21 protein-coding genes are annotated in these 21,259 nt (G+C 59.5%); 9 read left to right on the forward strand and 12 right to left on the reverse strand.

Annotated elements, in window-relative coordinates; translation table 11 throughout:
- Window positions 1-12 precede the first annotated feature (12 nt).
- The 8 genes from pheT (at window position 13) to selO (ending at window position 8,167) form a co-directional block, all read left to right on the forward strand.
- A complete protein-coding gene (gene pheT / locus IM291_RS02050) occupies window positions 13-2,400 on the forward strand; it encodes a phenylalanine--tRNA ligase subunit beta (RefSeq protein WP_192985980.1) in 2,388 nt (795 codons plus the stop codon).
- A gap of 4 nt (window positions 2,401-2,404) precedes the next feature.
- Complete coding sequence (ihfA, locus tag IM291_RS02055) at window positions 2,405-2,704, forward strand: integration host factor subunit alpha (RefSeq protein WP_003857805.1); 300 nt, start codon at window positions 2,405-2,407, stop codon at window positions 2,702-2,704.
- A gap of 102 nt (window positions 2,705-2,806) precedes the next feature.
- Window positions 2,807-3,787 (forward strand): vitamin B12 ABC transporter permease BtuC, encoded by a 981-nt coding sequence (gene btuC / locus IM291_RS02060; RefSeq protein ID WP_048956211.1) that lies wholly within the window; start codon window positions 2,807-2,809, stop codon window positions 3,785-3,787.
- Between the two features lie 22 nt (window positions 3,788-3,809).
- Window positions 3,810-4,361 carry a glutathione peroxidase gene (locus tag IM291_RS02065; RefSeq protein ID WP_028012818.1) on the forward strand — a complete coding sequence of 184 codons (552 nt, stop codon included), beginning with the start codon at window positions 3,810-3,812 and terminating at the stop codon, window positions 4,359-4,361.
- Window positions 4,361-5,116, forward strand: coding sequence for a vitamin B12 ABC transporter ATP-binding protein BtuD (btuD, locus tag IM291_RS02070; RefSeq protein ID WP_192985981.1), 756 nt, complete (start codon window positions 4,361-4,363; stop codon window positions 5,114-5,116). Before IM291_RS02065 ends, btuD begins: the two co-directional genes overlap by 1 nt.
- 74 nt (window positions 5,117-5,190) lie before the next feature.
- Window positions 5,191-5,655 carry a C40 family peptidase gene (locus IM291_RS02075; RefSeq protein WP_028012820.1) on the forward strand — a complete coding sequence of 155 codons (465 nt, stop codon included), beginning with the start codon at window positions 5,191-5,193 and terminating at the stop codon, window positions 5,653-5,655.
- 291 nt (window positions 5,656-5,946) lie between these two features.
- Window positions 5,947-6,663 (forward strand): EAL domain-containing protein, encoded by a 717-nt coding sequence (locus IM291_RS02080; RefSeq protein ID WP_028012821.1) that lies wholly within the window; start codon window positions 5,947-5,949, stop codon window positions 6,661-6,663.
- Between the two features lie 61 nt (window positions 6,664-6,724).
- On the forward strand, window positions 6,725-8,167 hold the full coding sequence (gene selO / locus IM291_RS02085; RefSeq protein WP_192985982.1) for a protein adenylyltransferase SelO: 1,443 nt from the start codon (window positions 6,725-6,727) through the stop codon (window positions 8,165-8,167).
- Between the two features lie 43 nt (window positions 8,168-8,210).
- Here selO and IM291_RS02090 read toward each other — a convergent pair whose 3' ends face one another.
- The 5 genes from IM291_RS02090 to IM291_RS02110 are packed head-to-tail and all read right to left on the reverse strand — an operon-like array spanning window position 8,211 to window position 12,985.
- Window positions 8,211-8,981 (reverse strand): 3-hydroxybutyrate dehydrogenase, encoded by a 771-nt coding sequence (locus IM291_RS02090; RefSeq protein WP_045261579.1) that lies wholly within the window; start codon window positions 8,979-8,981, stop codon window positions 8,211-8,213.
- Window positions 8,982-8,991: 10 nt separating this feature from the next.
- The gene (locus tag IM291_RS02095) at window positions 8,992-10,386 is read right to left on the reverse strand and encodes a GntP family permease (RefSeq protein ID WP_192971188.1); all 1,395 of its coding nucleotides are present in this window, start codon (window positions 10,384-10,386) and stop codon (window positions 8,992-8,994) included.
- A 41-nt stretch (window positions 10,387-10,427) separates the two neighbouring features.
- Window positions 10,428-11,609, reverse strand: a complete 1,182-nt coding sequence (locus tag IM291_RS02100) for an acetyl-CoA C-acetyltransferase (protein ID WP_192985984.1) — start codon at window positions 11,607-11,609, stop codon at window positions 10,428-10,430.
- A 9-nt stretch (window positions 11,610-11,618) separates the two neighbouring features.
- Window positions 11,619-12,275 carry a CoA transferase subunit B gene (locus tag IM291_RS02105; protein ID WP_048956218.1) on the reverse strand — a complete coding sequence of 219 codons (657 nt, stop codon included), beginning with the start codon at window positions 12,273-12,275 and terminating at the stop codon, window positions 11,619-11,621.
- Between the two features lie 2 nt (window positions 12,276-12,277).
- Window positions 12,278-12,985: a CoA transferase subunit A gene (locus IM291_RS02110; RefSeq protein WP_028012827.1), complete on the reverse strand. Its 708-nt coding sequence runs from the start codon at window positions 12,983-12,985 to the stop codon at window positions 12,278-12,280.
- Window positions 12,986-13,125: 140 nt separating this feature from the next.
- Here IM291_RS02110 and IM291_RS02115 point away from each other — a divergent pair, with 140 nt between their 5' ends.
- On the forward strand, window positions 13,126-14,049 hold the full coding sequence (locus IM291_RS02115) for a LysR family transcriptional regulator (RefSeq protein ID WP_192985986.1): 924 nt from the start codon (window positions 13,126-13,128) through the stop codon (window positions 14,047-14,049).
- On the opposite strand, the gene IM291_RS02120 is transcribed toward IM291_RS02115, so the two are convergent.
- The 7 genes from IM291_RS02120 to aroH all read right to left on the reverse strand — a co-directional run bounded on the left by IM291_RS02120 (window position 14,016) and on the right by aroH (window position 21,164).
- Window positions 14,016-14,795, reverse strand: coding sequence for a heme ABC transporter ATP-binding protein (locus IM291_RS02120; RefSeq protein WP_192985988.1), 780 nt, complete (start codon window positions 14,793-14,795; stop codon window positions 14,016-14,018). The two genes, IM291_RS02115 and IM291_RS02120, sit on opposite strands and share 34 nt — an antisense overlap.
- Window positions 14,788-15,780, reverse strand: a complete 993-nt coding sequence (locus tag IM291_RS02125) for an iron ABC transporter permease (RefSeq protein ID WP_192985990.1) — start codon at window positions 15,778-15,780, stop codon at window positions 14,788-14,790. The genes IM291_RS02120 and IM291_RS02125 overlap by 8 nt, the downstream gene beginning before the upstream one ends.
- Entirely contained in the window at window positions 15,780-16,601 is an 822-nt protein-coding gene (locus IM291_RS02130) for a hemin ABC transporter substrate-binding protein (RefSeq protein WP_041910423.1), read from the reverse strand. The genes IM291_RS02125 and IM291_RS02130 overlap by 1 nt, the downstream gene beginning before the upstream one ends.
- Window positions 16,598-17,626: a hemin-degrading factor gene (locus IM291_RS02135; RefSeq protein WP_192985992.1), complete on the reverse strand. Its 1,029-nt coding sequence runs from the start codon at window positions 17,624-17,626 to the stop codon at window positions 16,598-16,600. The genes IM291_RS02130 and IM291_RS02135 overlap by 4 nt, the downstream gene beginning before the upstream one ends.
- Before the next feature lie 35 nt (window positions 17,627-17,661).
- Window positions 17,662-19,644: a TonB-dependent hemoglobin/transferrin/lactoferrin family receptor gene (locus IM291_RS02140; protein WP_192985994.1), complete on the reverse strand. Its 1,983-nt coding sequence runs from the start codon at window positions 19,642-19,644 to the stop codon at window positions 17,662-17,664.
- Window positions 19,645-19,716: 72 nt separating this feature from the next.
- Complete coding sequence (gene hemP, locus IM291_RS02145; protein ID WP_028012833.1) at window positions 19,717-19,905, reverse strand: hemin uptake protein HemP; 189 nt, start codon at window positions 19,903-19,905, stop codon at window positions 19,717-19,719.
- A gap of 212 nt (window positions 19,906-20,117) precedes the next feature.
- The gene (aroH, locus tag IM291_RS02150; RefSeq protein ID WP_028012834.1) at window positions 20,118-21,164 is read right to left on the reverse strand and encodes a 3-deoxy-7-phosphoheptulonate synthase AroH; all 1,047 of its coding nucleotides are present in this window, start codon (window positions 21,162-21,164) and stop codon (window positions 20,118-20,120) included.
- Window positions 21,165-21,259: the final 95 nt, after the last annotated feature.

A 21,259-nucleotide genomic window follows, 5' to 3' on the forward strand; every position in this document is an offset into this window, starting at 1 on the left:
CAGGACAGAACAATGAAATTCAGTGAACTGTGGTTACGCGAGTGGGTGAACACCACGCTGGACAGCGAAGCGCTTTCCAACCAGATCACCATGGCGGGCCTGGAAGTTGACGGCGTTGAGCCGGTTTCCGGTGCCTTCAACGGCGTCGTGGTGGGTGAAGTAGTCGAGTGCGGCCAGCACCCTAACGCTGACAAACTGCGCGTGACTAAAGTGAACGTAGGCGGCGACCGTCTGCTGGACATCGTCTGCGGTGCGCCAAACTGCCGTCAGGGCCTGAAGGTGGCCGTGGCTACCGTCGGTGCCGTACTGCCGGGTGATTTCAAAATCAAAGCGGCCAAGCTGCGCGGTGAGCCGTCTGAAGGCATGCTGTGCTCCTTCTCTGAGCTGGGTATTTCCGACGACCACAACGGCATCATCGAGCTGCCGCTGGATGCGCCAGTTGGCACCGATATCCGTGAATACCTGAAGCTTGATGACAATACTATCGAAATCAGCGTTACGCCAAACCGTGCCGACTGCTTAGGTATTATCGGCGTGGCGCGCGACGTGGCCGTACTGAACCAGACTGAACTCAACGCGCCGGAGATTGTCCCGGTTGAAGCGACCATCAGTGACGTGCTGCCGATTCAGGTTGACGCTGCTGATGCCTGCCCGCGCTACCTCGGTCGCGTGGTAAAAGGCATTAATGTTAAAGCGCCAACCCCGCTTTGGATGAAAGAGAAGCTGCGCCGCTGCGGTATCCGCTCAATCGACGCCGTGGTTGACGTCACTAACTACGTTCTGCTGGAGCTGGGCCAGCCGATGCACGCGTTCGATAAAGATCGTATCGACGGCGGCATCGTTGTGCGCATGGCGAAAGAGGGGGAAACCCTGGTGCTGCTGGACGGCACAGAAGCCAAACTGAACGTCGACACCCTGGTGATTGCTGACCACAGCAAAGCGCTGGCGATGGGCGGAATCTTTGGTGGCGAACACTCTGGCGTCAACGACGAAACGCAAAACGTCCTGCTCGAATGTGCGTTCTTCAGCCCGCTCTCCATCACCGGCCGCGCGCGCCGTCACGGCCTGCACACCGATGCGTCTCACCGCTACGAGCGCGGCGTTGACCCGGCGCTGCAGTACAAAGCGATGGAGCGTGCAACCCGCCTGCTGATCGACATCTGCGGCGGCGAAGCGGGCCCGGTTATTGACGTCACCAACGAAGCGACTCTGCCGAAGCGTGCGACCATTACCCTGCGCCGCAGCAAGCTGGATCGCCTGATTGGTCACCACGTTGCCGACGCGCAGGTGACCGACATCCTGACGCGCCTGGGCTGCGAAGTGACCGAAGGTCAGGACGAGTGGCAGGCCGTTGCGCCGTCATGGCGTTTCGACATGGAAATTGAAGAAGATCTGGTGGAAGAAGTGGCCCGTGTTTACGGCTACAACAACATCCCTGACGAGCCTGTGCAGGCGGGTCTGGTGATGGGCACCCACCGTGAAGCCGACCTGTCCCTGAAGCGTGTGAAAACCATGCTGAACGACAAAGGCTACCAGGAAGTGATCACCTACAGCTTCGTTGATCCTAAGCTGCAGCAGCTGATCCACCCGGGTCAGGAAGCGCTGATCCTGCCAAGCCCAATCTCCAGCGAAATGTCCGCGATGCGCCTGTCCCTGTGGACGGGCCTGCTGGGGACTATCGTTTACAACCAGAACCGCCAGCAAAACCGCGTGCGCATTTTCGAAAGCGGTTTGCGCTTTGTGCCGGATAATCAGGCAAATTTAGGCATCCGTCAGGATCTCATGCTGGCTGGTGCCATCAGCGGTAACCGCTACGAAGAGCACTGGGACCTGGCAAAAGGTACGGTTGATTTCTACGATATGAAGGGCGATCTGGAAGCGATTCTGGATCTGACCGGTAAATTATCTGAAATTGAGTTCCGTGCGGAAGCGATTCCTGCGCTCCATCCGGGCCAGAGCGCGGCGATTTATTTAGACGGCAAACGCGTTGGTTTCATTGGCGTTGTCCACCCAGAACTGGAGCGTAAGCTGGACCTGAACGGCCGTACCATCGTGTTCGAGCTGGAGTGGAGCCCGGTTGCAGACCGCATCATTCCTCAGGCGCAGGACGTCTCCCGCTTCCCGGCGAACCGCCGTGATATCGCGGTTGTGGTCGCTGAAAACGTGCCCGCAGCAGATATTTTGGCCGAATGTAAGAAAGTTGGCGTAAATCAGGTAGTTGGCGTAAACTTATTTGACGTGTACCGCGGCAAGGGCGTAGCAGAAGGTTTCAAGAGCCTCGCTATCAGCCTTATCCTTCAGGATACCAGCCGTACACTCGAAGAAGAGGAGATTGCCGCTACCGTCGCCAAATGTGTAGAGGCATTAAAAGAGCGATTCCAGGCATCATTGAGGGATTGAACCTATGGCGCTTACAAAAGCTGAAATGTCAGAATATCTGTTTGATAAGCTTGGGCTTAGCAAACGGGATGCCAAAGAGCTGGTAGAGCTGTTTTTCGAAGAGATCCGTCGTGCTCTGGAAAATGGTGAGCAGGTAAAACTCTCCGGTTTTGGCAATTTTGATTTGCGAGACAAAAACCAACGTCCGGGCCGTAACCCGAAGACGGGGGAAGATATTCCCATTACAGCCCGCCGCGTGGTGACCTTCAGACCCGGCCAGAAGTTAAAGAGCCGCGTCGAAAACGCAACGCCTAAAGCAGAGTAATATGAACTAACCAAAAAGGCCGCCCACGCGGCCTTTTTTCTTTGCGCTCTCCGGCAAACACGCCGTAAAATCAATTACATCACTCGCTAACAAACCGTACACATGCTTGATTATGCTCATCGCCAGCACCGTTCCGATCGGCGTCGCCTGCTTCTGCTGGCGCTGCTGCTTATTCTTGCCGCGGGTATTAGCCTCTGCGCAGGCGACAGCTGGATCGGGCCTGAAAGCTGGCTGGGGCCTGACGGGCAGCTCTTCGTCTGGCAAATTCGCCTGCCGCGCACCGTCGCGGTGATCCTGGTCGGCGCCGCGCTGGCGCTGTCTGGCACCATTATGCAGGCGCTGTTCGAAAACCCGCTGGCGGAGCCCGGCCTGCTGGGGGTGTCGAACGGTGCAGGCGTCGGGCTGATTGCGGCGGTGATGCTGGGCGGGGGAGAACTCTCCGGCTGGAGCATTAGCCTGAGCGCCATTCTCGGCGCACTGCTGATCACAGTCATTCTTCTTCGCTTCGCCAGACGGCACCTGTCGACCAGCCGGCTGCTGCTTGCCGGCGTCGCGCTGGGGATCATCTGTAGCGCGCTGATGACCTGGGCGGTCTACTTCTCGACCTCCTTTGACCTGCGTCAGCTCATGTACTGGATGATGGGCGGCTTTGGCGGCGTTGACTGGCACCAGGGCTGGCTAATGGCGCTGCTGGTGCCGGTCATCGCGTGGGCTGCGCTGCAGGCCCAGCCGCTGAATCGGCTCGCGCTGGGGGAAATCTCTGCCCGCCAGCTCGGCATGCCGATTGGTTTCTGGCGTAACGTACTGGTCATTGCCATTGGCTGGCTGGTAGGCGTGAGCGTGGCCCTGGCGGGGGCGATTGGCTTTATCGGGCTGGTCATTCCGCACATGCTGCGTCTTTGCGGCTTCACGGATCATCGAACCTTGCTTCCGGCCTCGGCGGTTGCCGGGGCAGCCACGCTGCTGGTGGCCGACATCATCGCCCGTCTCGCCCTGACGGCCGCAGAATTGCCTGTTGGCGTGGTGACCGCAACGCTGGGCGCGCCAGTCTTTATCTGGCTACTATTAAAAGCTGGACGTTAAATCGACAACCTGAGGAAATGCTATGCAGTCAGATATCCTGAATACCGAAGTGACCACCATTGATGGGGATAACACCACGCTGGAAAGCTACAAAGGCAAGGTGTTGCTCATCGTCAACGTGGCATCGAAATGCGGCCTGACGCCGCAGTACGAGCAGCTGGAGAATATTCAGAAGGCCTGGGAGAAAGACGGTTTTACCGTGCTGGGCTTCCCGTGCAACCAGTTCCTGGGCCAGGAGCCGGGCAGCGAAGAAGAGATCAAAACCTTCTGCAGCACCACTTATGGCGTGACGTTCCCGATGTTCAGCAAAATTGACGTCAACGGTGAAGACCGCCATCCACTGTATGCGAAGCTGATTGCCGCCGCGCCGAAGGCCGTTGCGCCGGAAGAGAGCGGTTTTTACGAGCGCATGGCCAGCAAAGGCCGCGCGCCGCTCTATCCGGACGATATTCTGTGGAACTTCGAAAAATTCCTGATTGGTCGTGACGGCCAGGTCGTTCAGCGTTTTTCGCCGGATATGACGCCTGAGGACCCGATCGTCATGGAATCTATTAAGCTGGCGCTGGCGAAATAATGTCGCTGCTGATGCAGCTCACGGACGTCGCCGAGAAGGGGCGTCTGGAGCCGGTAACCTGCGACATCAATTTGGGTGAAATCCTGCATCTCGTCGGGCCAAACGGCGCGGGTAAAAGCACGCTGCTGGCGCGGATGGCGGGGCTGACCACCGGGCCAGGGCAGATTACGCTGCTGGAACATGCTTTGGTCGACTGGTCACCCGCCTCGCTGGCCCACCGGCGCAGCTACCTGGTGCAGCAGCAGGTACCGCCTTTTGCGATGCCGGTCTGGCATTATCTGATGCTGCATCTGCACGACAAACAGCATACGGCACTGCTGGAGGAAGTGGCTGCGGCGTTAGGGCTGGAAGATAAACTGTCCCGGCATGCCAGCCAGCTTTCTGGAGGGGAATGGCAGCGGGTGCGTCTGGCGGCGGTCATTCTGCAGATCCATCCCGCGGGCAATCCTCACGGGAGGATGCTGCTGCTGGATGAACCGATGAGCGGTCTGGATGTTGCCCAGCAGGCGGCGCTGGATAGCCTGCTAAGCGCTCTGAGCAGAAAAGGTATCGCCGTAGTGATGAGCAGCCACGATCTTAACCATACGTTACGTCACGCCCATCGCGTGTGGCTCCTGTCGCGCGGCAGGATGATCGCCAGCGGTACGCGGGATCGGGTTCTTACGCCGCCAAATCTTGCCCGCGCCTACAACATGTCGTTCCGCAGGCTGGATATAGAGGGACATAAGATGCTGATTTCTACCGGGCAGGAGTAACCGTTTCTTGCCTGTGAACACAATTGCACGCTAAATTACCAAAAGAACAATAAAAGCAGAGGATTCGTCTGAAAATGCGATTCTGGTTTCTCTTCGTGGCGGCACTCTTTCTTGCGGGATGCAGCAGCCATCGTGCACCGCCGCCTAATCCGCGGCTATCGGATTCTATCACCGTTATTGCCAGCCTTAACGATCAGCTGAGCAACTGGCGCGGCACGCCTTATCGCTACGGCGGCATGAGCCGCGGCGGGGTGGACTGCTCAGGCTTTGTCCTGATGACGTTTCGTGACAAGTTTGATTTACAGCTTCCGCGTGACACGCGCAAGCAGGCGGAAATAGGCACTGAAATTGATAAAGACGATCTCCTTCCCGGTGACCTGGTCTTTTTCAAAACCGGATCGGGAGAAAGCGGCCTGCATGTTGGGATATATGATACAGACAATCAGTTTATTCATGCCTCTACCAGCCGCGGCGTGATGCGCTCTTCTCTCGATAACGTGTACTGGCGTAAAAATTTCTGGCAGGCGCGACGTATTTAGACTGCCCGAACACGTTTCTTATGTCGGCATGGTAACTATTAAACCATGCCGTTTTTCTCAAATAAGCTGATTAAAGTTAAATTTACCTAAATTAGCAACATCCTTATGTGTCTGTTTTATCTAAAACTGGCTATTATTCAGTAACCAGGATAAGATTATTTTAGATTCAGGGATAAATCTGAAAATTAATACGGAACTAATGAAATTAAACTTATTAAAATCAAGACAGTGGAATTGTGTCAGCAATTGCTCCAGGATGTCCTCTCTCATCTTTAATGCGGGGCGAGTGCAATGATTATTACGCTAGATAATGCTTACCAGTCTGAACTGATGCTTCTGCCTGCCCGTAATAGCGCAGGCGAGCTAAAAGGTTTAGAAATACTGGTTAACTTTACTGGCGTCGGCACCGATGTGAGGATCCCCACTGAGCTCGTTATCCCTCGGCTTTCAGCGGCAGAGGAGTTAGCGCTGTTTAACGAAAAACTGCAATTGCTTGATACCTGTAAACTGTTTTTTATTCAGCATCAGTTAATTGCATGGATCAATATTACACCAGCAATTGTTGAGTTTTTATTAAGTAATGGGAATGCTGTTTCAATTCTTGAGCGTTATCCGTTTCTTGAGTTTACTGTTAATGAGAACTATCCAGGTTTAAATAACGGAAAGGACGATCTGCAGCTGGCAAGAATGGCGATCCATTTTCCGCTGGTGCTGGCAAACTTTGGAGCCGGTGCTGCATCGCTCAAGGCCGTCTATGATGGATTATTTAAACGGGTTATTCTTGATAAAGGATTCATCCAGCAGCGTGCTTCTGAGCTTTCTTTCGAGCCTTTTATGCGCGCGATCCTCTGGCAAATAACGCCGCACTGCCAGTCGGTGATCGTCTCCGGCATTGACGACCACGGTTTGCTGCAGCGCGTTCTGTCCTTCAATTTTGGTGCCATGCAGGGTGCGCTCTGGCCAGCCGTCTCGGCGGAGCACGTCACGACGCTCGTTCAGCAGCGATAACCCTGCCTTTCGCCCGTGTTTAAGTCCGGGTAAACCCTCTACACTAAAGGCAGGAGGACTTATGACCCTGTCTTTTACTGCTCACTGGCATGACGAGTTGCCTGGCTTTTACACCGCACTCAAACCAACACCGTTACATAATTCACGTCTTATCTGGCATAACGATCGGCTGGCCGATGAGCTGGCCATTCCGCCCGATCTGTTTCAGCGTTCAGACAATGCTGGCGTCTGGGGAGGCGAGACGCTTCTCCCCGGTATGCAGCCTCTGGCTCAGGTCTATAGCGGACACCAGTTTGGCGTCTGGGCGGGGCAGCTGGGTGACGGCAGGGGGATCCTGCTCGGCGAACAACGGCTTCCCAACCGGGAGACGGTTGACTGGCATCTGAAAGGCGCAGGTCTTACCCCTTACTCACGAATGGGCGACGGGCGCGCGGTATTGCGGTCAACGATACGCGAAAGTCTGGCATCCGAAGCGATGCATGCGCTGGGGATTCCCACCACCCGCGCGCTGTCGATCGTCACCAGCGACACGCCGGTGACGCGCGAAACGGTGGAAAAGGGGGCTATGCTGATGCGCATAGCGCAAAGCCATCTCCGCTTTGGTCATTTTGAGCACTTTTACTATCGCCGCGAGCCGGACAAGGTTCGCCAGCTCGCGGACTTCGCCATTCGCCACCACTGGGCGCATCTGCAGGATGAGGCGGATAAATACGCTCTCTGGTTCCGGGACGTGGTTGCCCGTACCGCCACGATGATTGCGCGCTGGCAAACGGTAGGCTTTGCTCACGGGGTCATGAATACGGACAACATGTCGATTCTCGGCCTGACCTTTGATTACGGTCCGTTTGGTTTCCTGGACGATTATCAGCCGGGGTATATCTGCAACCATTCCGACTATCAGGGGCGTTACAGCTTTGACAATCAGCCGGCGGTTGGGCTGTGGAACCTCCAGCGGCTTGCACAAACCTTATCGCCGTTTATCGACGTTGATGCCCTGAACGATGCGCTCGACAGCTATCAGGACCTTTTGCTGCGGGAATACGGCACGCTGATGCGTAACAAGCTGGGGCTGATGACCCAGGAGAAGGGCGACAACGACATCCTCAACGGCCTGTTTACCCTGATGGCGCGTGAAGGGAGCGATTACACCCGCACCTTCCGAATGCTGAGCCAGACGGAGCAGCACAGCGCCGCCTCGCCGCTGCGCGACGAGTTTATTGACCGTCAGGCGTTTGACGACTGGTTTGCACAGTACCGCACGCGGCTGCAGCAGGAGCAGGTAGACGACGCTACCCGTCAGGCGCAGATGAACGCAGCGAATCCCGCGATGGTATTACGCAACTGGCTGGCGCAGCGGGCGATTGAGCAGGCAGAGCAGGGTGAGTACGACGAGCTACACCGTCTGCATCTGGCGTTGCGCACGCCGTTTGCCGACCGGGATGATGATTACGTCAGCCGCCCGCCTGACTGGGGCAAGCGGCTGGAGGTCAGCTGCTCAAGCTAGCGATTTTAGCCGGGCGGCGACGTTGCCTTTCCCGGCCTGTTCATCACTGAGCAACCCAGCCGCCATCCATATTCCACGCGGCGCCGCGAACGTTCACGGCGCCGTCGCTGCACAAAAATAGCGCCAGCTCGCCCAGCTGTTCCGGGGTAACAAACTCCCCTGAAGGCTGTTTCTCCGCCAGAAGCTGTTCGCGAGCCTGCTCCGGCGGTACGCCGTCCGCGATACGTTTGTCGATTTGCTGCTGCACCAGCGGGGTCAGTACCCAGCCGGGGCAGATAGTATTGGCGGTAATACCCGTGCGGGCGATTTCCAGCGCCAGGGATTTGGTAAAGCCCACCACGCCGTGCTTGGCCGCAACGTAGGCCGATTTCTCTTTCGACGCGACCAGCCCGTGAACGGAGGCGATATTGATGACGCGCCCCCAGTTTTTATCCCGCATGACCGGCAGCGCCAGCCGGCTGGTGTGAAACACCGCGGAAAGATTAATGGCGATAATGTCGTTCCATTTCTCTACCGGGAAGGCGTCAACCGGAGCCACGTGCTGGATCCCGGCGTTGTTCACAAGAATGTCCACGCCGCCAAACTGCGATTCGGCGTAGCGCATCATGGCCTCAATCTGCAATACGTCCCGCAGATCCGCATCGTGATAACCCGGCTTTTTGCCCAGTTGCGCAATCTCTTCCCGTGCCGATGCGCTGTCGCCGAAGCCGTTGAGGATCAGCTGCGCGCCCGCCTTCGCCAGCACGCGGGCGATCCCCAGACCAATGCCGCTGGTTGAGCCGGTGACCAGGGCGGTTTTACCGTTCAGATTCATTTTTCTCTCCTTACACAATGCCGGTCAGATAGAACACGGCAATGACAAAAAGTACTGCCAGACTTTTAATGATGGTGATAGCGAAAATGCCGCCGTAGGCCTGGCGATGGCTCAGGCCGGTGATAGCCAGCAGAGTAATCACCGCGCCGTTATGGGGAAGGGTATCCATCCCGCCGCTCGCCATCGAGGCCACGCGGTGCAGCACCTCAAGCGGGATATTGGCCGCATGGGCGGCGGCGACAAACGAGTCGGACATGGCGGCAAGGGCAATACTCATCCCGCCGGACGCCGAACCGGTGATCCCCGCGAGCACGGTAACGCTGATGGCCTCATTTAGCAGCGGATTCGGAATGGCAGCCAGCGCTTTGGATAACACCAGGAACCCAGGCAGCGCCGCGATAACCGCGCCGAAACCGTATTCCGAGGCGGTATTCATCGCCGCCAGAATGGCTCCGCTCACCGCCGTTCGGCTGCCTTCAGCCAGACGCCCCCGGATATTGCGAAAGCCAAAAATCAGCACCAGCACGATACCGGCGATCAGCGCCGCCTCCACGGCCCAGATGGCGGTGATCTTGCTCACCTCGGTCACAATCGGTTTCGCCAGGCCAGGCAGGGTAAGCTCGTGACTCACGCCGTACCAGCCGGGGATCCAGCGGGTAAACAGCAGGTTCAGTATGCCCACCACCAGCAGCGGGGAGATAGCAATCAGCGGATGCGGGAGATTAATGTTATCCGGCGTCTCGGGTTCATTTTTTAGATCCGTGCCGTAACCTTCATTATTATTGAGCGCCTTCCGGCGCTGGCGCTCCAGCCAGAGCAGGCCAAAGATGATAATAAACAGAGAGCCGATAAGCCCCAGCCACGGGGCCGCCCAGGCGTTCGTGCCGAAGAAGCTGGTGGGGATGATATTCTGGATCTGCGGCGTGCCGGGCAGGGCGTCCATGGTAAACGAGAATGCCCCCAGCGCCACGGTGGCCGGGATCAGCCGCTTAGGGATGCCGCTCTGGCGAAACAGCTCGGCGGCAAACGGGTACACCGCAAACGCCACCACGAACAGCGAAACGCCGCCGTAGGTTAACAGCGCGCATACCAGGACAATCACCGGGATGGCGTGTCGACGCCCGAGGATCTGGATTGCGGCGGCGACGATGGAGCGTGAGAAGCCGGAAAGCTCAATCAGCTTGCCAAACACCGCACCCAGCAGGAACACCGGGAAGTAGAGCTTGACGAAGCCCACCATCTTTTCCATAAACAGGCCGGTAAACGTCGGGCCGACGGCACCCGGATCGGTCAGCAGCACGGCACCGAGCGCCGCGATCGGCGCAAACAAAATAACGCTGTATCCGCGGTAGGCCGCCAGCATCAGCAGTGCCAGCGCCGCCAGGGCTATTAACACACTCATTATGACTCCTCACTTTACTTATTATTCGGGTACCAACGAGAGGTTTAACGCTCGACGGTCAGGGCAATGCCTTGTCCGCCGCCTACGCACAGGGTGACGAGCCCTTTTTTAACGTCACGGCGCTGCATTTCGTACAGCAGGGTCACGAGGATTCGGCAGCCGGAAGCACCAATCGGATGGCCCAGGGCGATGGCACCGCCGTTAACGTTGACCTTGTGCTCATCCCAGCCGAGCTGCTGGCCCACCGCCAATGCCTGGGCGGCAAAGGCTTCATTGGCTTCAATGAGGTCCACCTCGTCGAGCGTCCAGCCCGCCCGCGCCAGCGCCGTCCGGCAGGCGCTGACCGGGCCCATGCCCATTACTGACGGGTCAACGCCCGTCACGGCGTAACTCACGATGCGGCCAAGGACAGGCAATCCGCTCTCCCGCGCCTTTTCCTCGCTCATCAGCAGCACCGCGGCGGCACCGTCGTTGAGCGTGGAGGCATTCGCCGCCGTGACGGTGCCTTCCTCGTGCAAAAAGGCGGGGCGCAACTGCGCAAGCTGCTCTGCAGTAGTGCCTGGTCGGGGCTGTTCGTCACGATCAATAACCAGCGGCGGCTTTTTACCTTGTTTCACCGTCACCGGCGCTATCTCGGCGTCAAGCCGGCCGGACTCAATGGCGGACGCCGCTTTTTGCTGCGAGCGGGCGGCGAAGGCGTCCTGCTGCTCGCGGGAAATGTCATACTCGCGGGCGACGTTTTCAGCGGTGATCCCCATGTGGTAATCGTTGAATGCGTCCCACAGGCCGTCGGTAATCATGCTGTCCTTGAGGCCCGCATGCCCGAAACGTAGCCCGGCACGTGCGCCGTCCAGCAGATATGGGGCGTTGCTCATACTCTCCTGACCGCCGGCGATAACCACCTCCGCGTCGCCGCAGCGGATCGCCTGGGCGGCGAGCTGGACCGCTTTTAAGCCCGCGCCGCACACCAGGTTGACGGTGGTCGCCGGCGTGCTGACGGGCAACCCGGCGCCGATGGCCGTCTGGCGGGCGGGGTTTTGCCCGCATCCGGCCGTCAGCACCTGGCCGAAAATCAGTTCGTCTATCTGTTCGGCGCTGAGACCACTGTTCTCCAGCAGGTGCCGTACCGTGACGGCCCCAAGCTCAACCGCAGAAAGGGACGAGAGCGATCCGCGAAAACTGCCAATGGGGGTTCGCGTTGCCCCGACAATCATGACCTTTTTCATGCTGACCCCTCAGGTGAAGCGCATCTCGCGCACGTCGTCCGCCACAATGATTTTCCCTGCCGTTTTACGCACGATCTCGTCAATACTGATGCCCGGGGCGTATTCCCGCAGGATGAACGCGCCGTCCTGAATTTCCAGCAGCGCGAGATCGGTCAGGACCCGACGGATACAGCCCGCGCCCGTGAGTGGCAGCGTGCAGCGCGGCAGCAGCTTCGACTCACCGCTCTTTGAGGCGTGGGTCATCACCACGATGATGTTCTGCGCCCCGGCAACGAGATCCATCGCGCCGCCCATGCCCTTCACCATCTTTCCGGGGATCATCCACGAGGCGATGTTGCCCTCCACGTCCACTTCAAATGCGCCCAGCACGGTCAGGTCCACGTGGCCGCCGCGGATCATGGCAAACGACTGGGCCGAGTCGAAAATGGCCGCGCCGGTCCGCGCGGTCACGGTCTGTTTACCGGCGTTGATCATGTCAGGATCAAGGGTCTGCTCGTCGGGAAAAGCCCCCATCCCCAGCAGGCCGTTTTCCGACTGCAGCATCACGTCCATCCCGTCCGGAATGTAGTTCGCCACCAGGGTAGGGATGCCGATCCCCAGGTTGACGTAATAACCGTCGCGCAGCTCGCGGGCGACGCGCATGGCCATCTGTTCACGGGTTAACATCGTCACACTCCTTGCGCGCGCAGGGTGCGCTGCTCAATGCGTTTTTCAAACTGGCCGACAATCAGCCTGTCGACGTAAATTCCCGGGGTATGAATTGCCGACGGGGGCAGTTCACCCGGCGGAACAATCTCTTCCACCTCCACCACCGTGATCCGGCCCGCCGTTGCCATCAGTGGATTAAAGTTTTGCGCGGTATGGCGATAGATGACGTTGCCGTACCAGTCCGCTTTCCACCCCTTGATCAGCGCGAAATCGCCGACGATCGCCTCCTCGAGGATGTAGTGCTTGCCCGCGAACTGGCGCACGTCCTTGCCGGTCGCCACGGGCGTGCCGTAGCCGGTGGCCGTATAAAACGCCGGAATACCGGCCCCGCCCGCGCGCACCTTTTCAGCCAGCGTGCCCTGCGGCGTAAGCTCAATTTCCAGCTCGCCGCTCAGCACCTGCTGCTCAAACAGCGCGTTCTCGCCGACGTAAGAGGCCACCACTTTGCGAACCTGCCGCGTTTCGAGCAGTATCCCCAGGCCGAATCCATCCACGCCGCAGTTGTTTGACACCACGGTCAAATCTCTCACCTGACGGCGTCGGACCTCCGCAATCAGGTTCTCCGGAATGCCGCACAGGCCGAAGCCGCCCGCCAGCAAGGTCATTCCGTCCGTCAGCCCGTCCAGCGCCTGCGCATAGCTGCCGACGCGCTTATCCAGTCCTGCCATAGTCATCCCTCCCGTTAACCGTGCCGGTATCATTAGGGGCGGCGACTCATTTGTTAATTTTGAATTTGTGACCCACTCATTTGGTTTTCTTATTAATTTCCTGTTAACTAATTCTTTTCAATTAGTTAACAGGATGAAAAATGAGAATGAGTGTCAAACAGTTACGCGCGTTTTTAGCGGTAGCTCACACTCTCAATTTCGCGCACGCCAGCGAACGCTTAAATCTCTCCCAGCCGGCCCTGAGCCTGACGATTAAAAGTCTGGAAGACGCGCTCGGCGGCCCGCTGCTGCAGCGGAGCACGCGCAAGGTTGCCCTCACACAGGAAGGGGAGACGTTTCTGCCGATGGCGCGGCAGCTGCTTGCCGACTGGGATAATGTGGAGGAGGCGATGCACCAGTGCTTTACCCTGCAGCGCGGCAAAATCTCGGTCGCGGCGATGCCGTCATTTGCCGCCAACGTTTTACCGGAGGTGCTCAAGGCGTTTCGCGATCGCCACGCCGGGATCAACGTCACCGTGCATGACGTCATTAACGAGCAGGTGATTGAGATGGTGCGGGAAGGGCGGGTTGAGATGGGGATCGCCTTTGAGCCGGCCCCCACGCACAACCTGCTGTTTACGCCGCTGGGGCTCGACAGGTTTGTCGCCATTGTGCCGAAGGACTCCGCGCTGGCGGGCAAAAAGCGGCTGGCCTGGGAAGAGCTACTGACGCTGGATTTTATTACCCTGCAGCGCCCGTCGGCGGTACGTCTGATGATGGAGGAGGAGCTGGCCCGAAGCGGCAGAAAGCTGGACGTGGCGCTGGAAAGTCATCAGCTGGTGACGGTAGGTCGCATGGTCGCCAGCGGGCTGGGCGGCAGTGCCGTACCGGCGCTCTGCGAAGCGCAGATGACGGCGCTGGGCGCGGTCTGTATACCGCTGGATAACCCGCCCATTGAAAAGTGCATCGGAGCAATCCATCCGGGGCACACGCAGCTCTCTAAAGCGGCGCATGCCCTGCTGGAAACGCTGAAGGATTTTTACCAGCCCGCTCACGGGGCGAGAAATATCTGCGGTACGGGGTGATCCGGATGGCTGCCGACGCGCACCTGCGCGCCGTACCAGCGCGCCAGCGTCCCGGCCTGCAGCACGTCCTCCGGTGTGCCACTGGAAACCAGCCTGCCGTTGTGCAACAGCAGAATGCGATCCGCCCACAACGCCGCCAGATTGAGATCGTGCAGCACCACGCACACGTGGAGATGACCCCGACGGGTCAGGGATCTCATCAGGCGCAGCAGATGCTGCTGGTGGTAGAGATCCAGCGCGGAGGTGGGCTCATCAAGAAACAGCCAGCCGCGCGGGGCTCCGTCGCACCAGAGCTGGGCCAGCGCGCGGGCGAGCTGGATCCGCTGCTGCTCGCCGCCGGAGAGCGTCGAATAACGTCTGCCCGCCAGCGGTAGACAGCCCGTAATCGCCATCACTTCCTCAACTACCGACGCTTCAGGGGAGCGAGTCCAGGGCGCGCGTCCCATACCGACCACCGCGTCCACCGGCCAGTCGAATCCGGGCTGAGTATTCTGGCGCATCACCGCCCGGTAGCGCGCGAGGGTATCCGGTGGCCAGTCCGCAAGCGGCGTTCCGGCCAGAGTGCAGCGTCCGCTTGCGGGCTTGAGATAGCCGGTAAGCAGCCGCAATAACGTCGATTTCCCGGCACCGTTGGGGCCAATCAGGGCGACCAACTCACCCTGAGAGAGGGTAAGCGACACATCGTCTATCAGCGTCCGCTGCCCGGCGTGAAAGAAAATCTTCTCTGCACAATAGCGTTCAGCCATGCGTACCTCCGCGACGAAAGATAAGCCACAGGAACCACGGCGCGCCGAGAAGGCTGGTCAATAACCCGACGGGCATCTCCGCCGGAGAGACCAGGGTGCGCGCCAGCGTGTCGGCAACCAGCAGCAGCAGCGCACCGGCCAGCACCGAGCCGGGTACGACGGCCCGGTGGTCGGCCCCCAGCCACATGCGAATCAGGTGCGGCACCACAAGGCCAATAAAGCCGATCACGCCGCTGACGGCTACCGCCGCGGCAACCAGCAGGGCGCTGCACAGCAGCAGGATCCGCTGTACCATCGCGACATCCACCCCGAGATAGTGCGCCTCTTCATCGCCCAGCTGCAGCAGGTTAAGCGGGGCGGCCAGCCGCCAGATAATCAGCACCGCGGGCACCATCAGCGACGTTACCGCCAGCAGGGTGGACCACTGCGCCTGCCCGAGGCTGCCCATTCCCCAGAGGGAAAGCTGGCGAAGCTGGGCATCGTTGCTGAGCCATGAGAGCACCCCGACGGCCGCGCCGCACAGGGCGTTGATGGCGATCCCCACCAGCAGCAGGCGGGACAGGGAGCCGTGACGCTGCTGGCTGAGCAGGAAGATAATGACGGTTGCGGCCAGCGCGCCGAGGAACGCCGCGAGCATCGGGGCATACAGCATCAGCAGGGCAGGTAACGCGGCGGGAATGACCACCCACAGCGCCACCGCCAGCGCCGCGCCGCTGCTGATCCCCAGCAGACCCGGGTCTGCCAGCGGGTTGCGGAACAGCCCCTGCATCACACAGCCGGCCAGCGCCAGCGCTCCGCCAATCACCAGCGCCAGCAGTACGCGCGGCAGGCGAATGGTAAGCCAGATCTGACGCATGGCCTCATCGCTACCGCTCCACAGCAGGCTGACCGGCAGGTGCAGTGCCCCAAACCCGGTCGCGGTGAGCGTCATGATGCTCAGGATCGCGGCCAGCATCCACAACGACAAGGCGATCCGCCGGGACATCAGGGCAGTTGCTCCGCTTTGGCGCGCAGCTGCTGGATGGCATCCGGCGTTCGCACGCTGAAGCCCAGCAGCGCCATATCATCAATCGCCAGCACCTGCCTGTTCCGTCCCGCCGGGGTCTGCGCCAGACCGGGCAGCTTCCACAGGTTTTCTTCGCCGCCCAGCGCGTTCACGCCGTCCTGCGAAATCACCACCAGATCGGGCTGGCTGGCAATGACCCCTTCCTGAGACAGCGGCTGATAGCGGGTGAATCCCTGCATCGCGTTCTGCAGCCCGGCGGCACGGATGGCGGCGTCTGCGCCGGTCTGCTGCCCGGCGGCCATTGCGGTCATTCCCCCGTGGTTGAGGATAAACAGCACCCGCTTGTTGAGGGGCGCGGAGGGCAGGGCCGCCAGCGCCTGACGCAGCGTGTGGCGCAGGGCTTCCCCCTCGGCTTCATGGTGCGTAGCGTTGGCAATCACCCGAACCTTTTCGTCAATGACGCTCAGGTCGTTGCGGCCGGGAACGGTTACTACCCTGACGTGACTTTGTTCAACCTGCTTCAACGCCAGAGACGGCTGCGCCTGGTCGCTGGCCAGCACCAGCGTGGGGCGCATGGACAAAATGCCTTCGGCGTTAAGCTGGCGTAAATATCCCACGTCAGGCAGATCGTTTGCCGCCTGCGGCCACTGGCTGGTGCTGTCGCGCGCGACCAGCGAAGACTGCGCGCCAAGCGCGTAGACAATCTCCGTCACGTCGCCGCCAAGGGCGACAATTTTCTCCTGCGCGGCGGCAAACGCCACCAGAGGCAGGGCGCTCAGCAGGGCTAACCACGTTTTCATGCGGCCAGCCCTTTTGGCGTCAGGGCGTCAATCTGGCTGCGCCACTGGCTCTGCTCCGGCTCACCTTCGGTACGCTGGCCGTAAAGCTGGGCGATTTGCGTGCCGTCGGCGGCAAACAGCTCCAGGCTGGTGACATGGCCGTCAGCCGTGGGCTTGCGCGTCACCCAGCTCTCTGCGATCGTCTCCTCCAGCAGATGCAGGGTAAAGGCAGGGTTAAAGACGTTCAGCCAGCCTTTCATCGGCACGACTTTTTCCACCGCGCCGGTGAAGATCTGCACGCAGCCGCGGTTGCCGACGAAGACCATGATTTCGTTGCCCTCCCGGCGAGCCGCTTCCAGCAGCTGTGCCAGCGCGCTGTTCTCCACCTTACAGGCCAGGTCGTCGCCCACCAGGCGAAACGCCTGCTGACGGCTGAGATTGTGGCGTTTGAGCAGGCTGAAGAACTGATGCACGTCGGTCATGGCGCGCCACTCTTTGTCCACGAGAGCGGCATCCGCGTTTTCGGCGTGAGCCGGGACATCCCCAGCGCTCAGCTCAAGCGGCGGGTTATCGGCAAAGATAAAGCGGGTCAGCACGTCGCCCCAGGCGGCGAGGTCGGTGTTGTCCGTGGTGTAGACCTTCAGCACCGCATCGCCCTGACGATCGAAGAACTGAATGCTCTGTCGCTCGCCGCGGGCGGTGGTTTCGCTGAGGTGAAACGCGCTCGCCCACTGGTTGAGGAACAGGCGCAGATCCAGCGCGCGCGGGTTCAGCACCAGCCCGGCGTGGCCGTTCAGGTGCTGGTTGGTGAAGCTGCCCACCTGCTCGTGAACGGCATACTCGTTGCGGCAGATGCACTTGGTTTCACCCACGGCTTCCAGCGCGCCCAGAATATCGCGGATTTCGCCGCGCAGTCGCCAGGCGTCATGGCCCACGCGGGAAAAGGTCAGCTCCGCTTCGCTGATGTTCATTAATCCTGCGATGTCTCGCGCATACTTACCCGGATTTTCTTCTTTTAGCTCAAGCCAGCGTGCGTAGTGATGCATTGTCTTATCCTTCTGATGAGTGGCCCCGAAGGGAATTACCACTGATAGCTTACGAAAATCTTGCCGTTACGACCGTCCTGCGGAATACCCTGCGGAGACCAGTACTCCTTATCGAAGGCGTTGCCGAGCACCAGCGTGGTGGTGACGCCTTTGAGCTGCTCCTGGCCCTTATAGCTGACGTAGAAATCGTTAACCGCATAGCCCGGCTGCTTGCTGTAGCTGCTGCTGACGTGGGTTGAGCGATCGACAAAGGTGCCGATCCAGCCCACGGAGAAACCGCTTTGCGCCACCGGAACGTCCAGCTTGCTGGTGACGGTGTCCGGGTTGATGCTGGAGATGTACTCCCCGGTATCGGTATCTTTCCCGCGGGTGCGGTTATAGGCCACGTCGAGGCTAAACAGATCGGCCGAGTATTTTGCCATCATGTCCCAGCCCCAGATTTTGGCGTTCGGAACGTTGTACGACATGGTGGTCGCGGCGGCAAAATCGACGGTGGTGGAGATATAGTCTTTGGCTTTGGTATCGAAGTAGCTGGCCTTAAACTCCAGCGCGTCGTTGGCGAGCATTAGATCGTCAAAGCGCAGGCCAAAACCAAACTCCTGCGTTTCGTTGGTTTCCGGGCGCAGGTTCGGGTTCGGCACCCAGTAGTTGGTGTAGAAGCGGCCAATGGAGAAGTGTTTGGCGTCGTTGTACATTTCGCCCATGGTCGGCGCGCGGAACGCCTGCGCGTAAGAGCCAAACAGCATCAGCCAGTCGGTCGGGCTGACGGTCAACCCGGCGCGGGAGGACCATTTATCGGCGTTGACGTCATCGTAGCCATTGCTGCTGCCGCGGTAGTTGTCATACCGCGTGCCACCCAGAAGGGTGACGGGCAGATCGCGCAGGGTGATTTCATCCTGCAGCCAGCCGGAGCTGAAGTCGATTTTCGCCTCCGGGAAGCCGGTCGTGGACCCGCCCGGACGCTGCTCCTGACGATAATATTCTCCGCCGTAGGTCAGCAGGTGAGAGGCAAAAGAGTCGCTGAACAGGCGGGTACGGTTTTCCACCTTGCCGCCTTTGGTGGTCTGCTTGCGGAACTCGCCGGTGCTGTCGATGTTCTGGGCATTAATGCGCGCTTCGGACCAGTAAACCTTCGCATCGGCGTTCAGCCAGTCGTATCCTTCCGGCGCAATGTGGTAGCCAACCTGCGCATCGCGCTGGATGGTGGAGCGGTCGGTCATCGGGTTGCTGCTATTGGCATCAGAGGTTTGCGGGTTTTTCGGCTCCTGCGCGGCGTTGTTGTAGTAGCGCAGGGCGCCGCTCAGCGTCTGGGCCTGGTCGATTTTCCAGCTGCCTTTTGCCAGCATGTTATTGATGGATTCGTCGTTCGGCGCCGTCGCACCGTCGCTCTGGCGGATATCGCCGCGGTCGCGGCTGGACCACGATACCAGGCCGTCCAGGGTATCGGTACGACCATAGGCGCTGGCCCCCAGGCCGAGGCTGTGGTCCCCCGTTGCGCCGGTACCAAACACGCGATAACCGCTGTTTTTGCCCGGTTCCAGCAGATCTTTGGCGTCAACGGTGTCATAGGAGATGACACCACCCAGCGCGCCGCTGCCGTAGAGCAGCGCAGACGGACCGCGCACCACTTCAATACGTTTAATCAGCGCCGGATCGAGGAACGTGCTGTTGAGGTGCCCGGTATCGGTACCCTGGCGCACGCCGTCGACCAGCACCAGAACGCCGCGGCGGTCGTAGCCGCGCAGGTTAACGTCCTGACCGTTGGTGCGGCCGGTGCCGTCCAGCGTCAGACCGGGCACGTTGCGCAGCAGGTCGGCGGCAGAGCTGGCGGTCTGTTTTTCCGGGGCGGTGGCTTCAACCACGCTCACCATCATCGGTGCTTCGAAGGCGCTACGGGCGTTGCCTGTGGCGGTGACGGTTATTTCATCTGCGGCAGCAAACGCGGCGCCCGGCAGGGTGCTGACAATCGCCAGCGCCAGAAGGGACGGGCGTAAACGTGCGGTATGCAGGTGTAGCATAGCAACTCTCCATAAAGTATCGAAAGCGCTGGCTGCCTGGGTATCACCTGGGTGGCTGGCGAAAGTTTTGGTTTATTTTGTGAGGATCAGTTTTCCGGCATTCGTCTGGCGCAGCAGATACTGCTGGCCGTCATGCTCAATAATCACCCGGCCTTCCTCACCCAACAGGCTTTTGCTGTCGATGCGGCGATCGGTGGAAGCAGGGGATGGCGCTGTGTGTGTTTTTACTGGCGTTGCCGCGCTGTTATCGGTCGGTGACATAATGTTTATAAATAACAATCAATGTAACAATGATAATCATTATCAATAAACTGCAAATTCACGGCAAGCGTTTTTGTGAAAATTGTGTGACGGGATCAAATTCAGGGGAAGGAGATGCGGCCTGATGCCCTCACCCCAACCCTCTCCCACCGGGAGAGGAAGAAGGGCGCGAACCGTAGGTCGGGTAAGCGCAGCGCCACCCGACAATAACATCAGAAGCGAGAATCAACCGCAGCTGCCAGCTTCTCCAGCAGCAGCTCGCTGTCTTCCCAGCTCAGGCACGGGTCGGTGATCGACTGGCCGTATACCATCTGCTGGCCGGCAACGATTTTCTGCGTGCCTTCTTTGATAAAGCTTTCGGCCATGATCCCGGCAACGGCGGTCGAGCCGCTGCGGATCTGCTGACAGACCTCATCGCAGACGTCCAGCTGGCGGCGATGCTGCTTCTGGCAGTTGCCGTGGCTGAAATCCACCACCAGATGTTCCGGCAGGTCGAATTCGGCCAGCGTTTCACAGGCGGCAGCGATGTCTTGTGCATGGTAATTAGGCTTCTTCCCGCCGCGCATAATGATATGCCCATACGGGTTACCGCTGGTCTGGTAGATGGTCATATGGCCGTTCTTGTCCGGCGACAGGAACATATGGCTGGCACGCGAGGCGCGGATCGCATCGACCGCAATCCGGGTGTTGCCGTCGGTCCCGTTTTTGAAGCCGACCGGACAGGAGAGGGCTGAGGCCATCTCGCGGTGGATTTGGCTTTCGGTAGTGCGCGCGCCAATCGCGCCCCAGCTGATCAGATCGGCGATAAACTGCCCGGTCACCATGTCGAGAAACTCGGTGGCCGTCGGCACGCCCAGCTCGTTGACCTGCAACAGCAGCTTGCGCGCCAGCTCGATGCCGTGGTTTACGCGATAGCTGCCGTTAAGGTCAGGGTCGGAAATCAGCCCTTTCCAGCCCACCACGGTACGCGGTTTTTCAAAGTAGGTGCGCATCACAATCTCAAGGCGATGCTGGTATTTTTCCCGCAGCCCCTGAAGCCGTTTTGCATAATCCATCGCTGCATCCAGATCGTGGATGGAGCAGGGCCCAATCACCACCAGAAGACGCTTGTCTTCACCATTGAGGATTTTTTCAATGCGGCGGCGGGAGGCCGTCACATGTTCCGCGACCGCGGCGGAAACGGGGTGCCGCTCGGCCAGTTCAGCCGGGGTGACCAGACTGTCTATGCGCGCCGTGCGGAGTTCATCGGTTTTATTCATGACTTGTCTCAGAAAATTTTTGCTTCATCGGCAGACTACCGGGAAGTGATGGGCATCACATTAAACCAATCCCTGCTGATTTCAAGTTCGGGGCG

The sequence above is a fragment of the Enterobacter cloacae complex sp. P27C genome, assembly GCF_014895705.1.
GTDB lineage: Bacteria > Pseudomonadota > Gammaproteobacteria > Enterobacterales > Enterobacteriaceae > Enterobacter > Enterobacter bugandensis.

Excerpts from the sequence above, each read along its gene's own strand:
- IM291_RS02065 (WP_028012818.1), top strand. The coding sequence starts at position 3,810 with ATGCAGTCAGATATCCTGAATACCGAAGTGACCACCATTGATGGGGAT.
- IM291_RS02080 (WP_028012821.1), top strand. The coding sequence starts at position 5,947 with ATGATTATTACGCTAGATAATGCTTACCAGTCTGAACTGATGCTTCTG.
- btuC (WP_048956211.1), top strand. The coding sequence starts at position 2,807 with ATGCTTGATTATGCTCATCGCCAGCACCGTTCCGATCGGCGTCGCCTG.
- ihfA (WP_003857805.1), top strand. The coding sequence starts at position 2,405 with ATGGCGCTTACAAAAGCTGAAATGTCAGAATATCTGTTTGATAAGCTT.
- hemP (WP_028012833.1), bottom strand. The coding sequence starts at position 19,905 with ATGTCACCGACCGATAACAGCGCGGCAACGCCAGTAAAAACACACACA.
- IM291_RS02090 (WP_045261579.1), bottom strand. The coding sequence starts at position 8,981 with ATGAATCTGAACGGTAAAACCGCCCTGGTCACCGGCTCAACCAGCGGC.
- pheT (WP_192985980.1), top strand. The coding sequence starts at position 13 with ATGAAATTCAGTGAACTGTGGTTACGCGAGTGGGTGAACACCACGCTG.
- IM291_RS02075 (WP_028012820.1), top strand. The coding sequence starts at position 5,191 with ATGCGATTCTGGTTTCTCTTCGTGGCGGCACTCTTTCTTGCGGGATGC.
- aroH (WP_028012834.1), bottom strand. The coding sequence starts at position 21,164 with ATGAATAAAACCGATGAACTCCGCACGGCGCGCATAGACAGTCTGGTC.
- IM291_RS02130 (WP_041910423.1), bottom strand. The coding sequence starts at position 16,601 with ATGAAAACGTGGTTAGCCCTGCTGAGCGCCCTGCCTCTGGTGGCGTTT.
- IM291_RS02115 (WP_192985986.1), top strand. The coding sequence starts at position 13,126 with ATGAGAATGAGTGTCAAACAGTTACGCGCGTTTTTAGCGGTAGCTCAC.
- IM291_RS02135 (WP_192985992.1), bottom strand. The coding sequence starts at position 17,626 with ATGCATCACTACGCACGCTGGCTTGAGCTAAAAGAAGAAAATCCGGGT.
- btuD (WP_192985981.1), top strand. The coding sequence starts at position 4,361 with ATGTCGCTGCTGATGCAGCTCACGGACGTCGCCGAGAAGGGGCGTCTG.
- selO (WP_192985982.1), top strand. The coding sequence starts at position 6,725 with ATGACCCTGTCTTTTACTGCTCACTGGCATGACGAGTTGCCTGGCTTT.
- IM291_RS02140 (WP_192985994.1), bottom strand. The coding sequence starts at position 19,644 with ATGCTACACCTGCATACCGCACGTTTACGCCCGTCCCTTCTGGCGCTG.
- IM291_RS02105 (WP_048956218.1), bottom strand. The coding sequence starts at position 12,275 with ATGTTAACCCGTGAACAGATGGCCATGCGCGTCGCCCGCGAGCTGCGC.
- IM291_RS02120 (WP_192985988.1), bottom strand. The coding sequence starts at position 14,795 with ATGGCTGAACGCTATTGTGCAGAGAAGATTTTCTTTCACGCCGGGCAG.
- IM291_RS02110 (WP_028012827.1), bottom strand. The coding sequence starts at position 12,985 with ATGGCAGGACTGGATAAGCGCGTCGGCAGCTATGCGCAGGCGCTGGAC.
- IM291_RS02125 (WP_192985990.1), bottom strand. The coding sequence starts at position 15,780 with ATGTCCCGGCGGATCGCCTTGTCGTTGTGGATGCTGGCCGCGATCCTG.
- IM291_RS02100 (WP_192985984.1), bottom strand. The coding sequence starts at position 11,609 with ATGAAAAAGGTCATGATTGTCGGGGCAACGCGAACCCCCATTGGCAGT.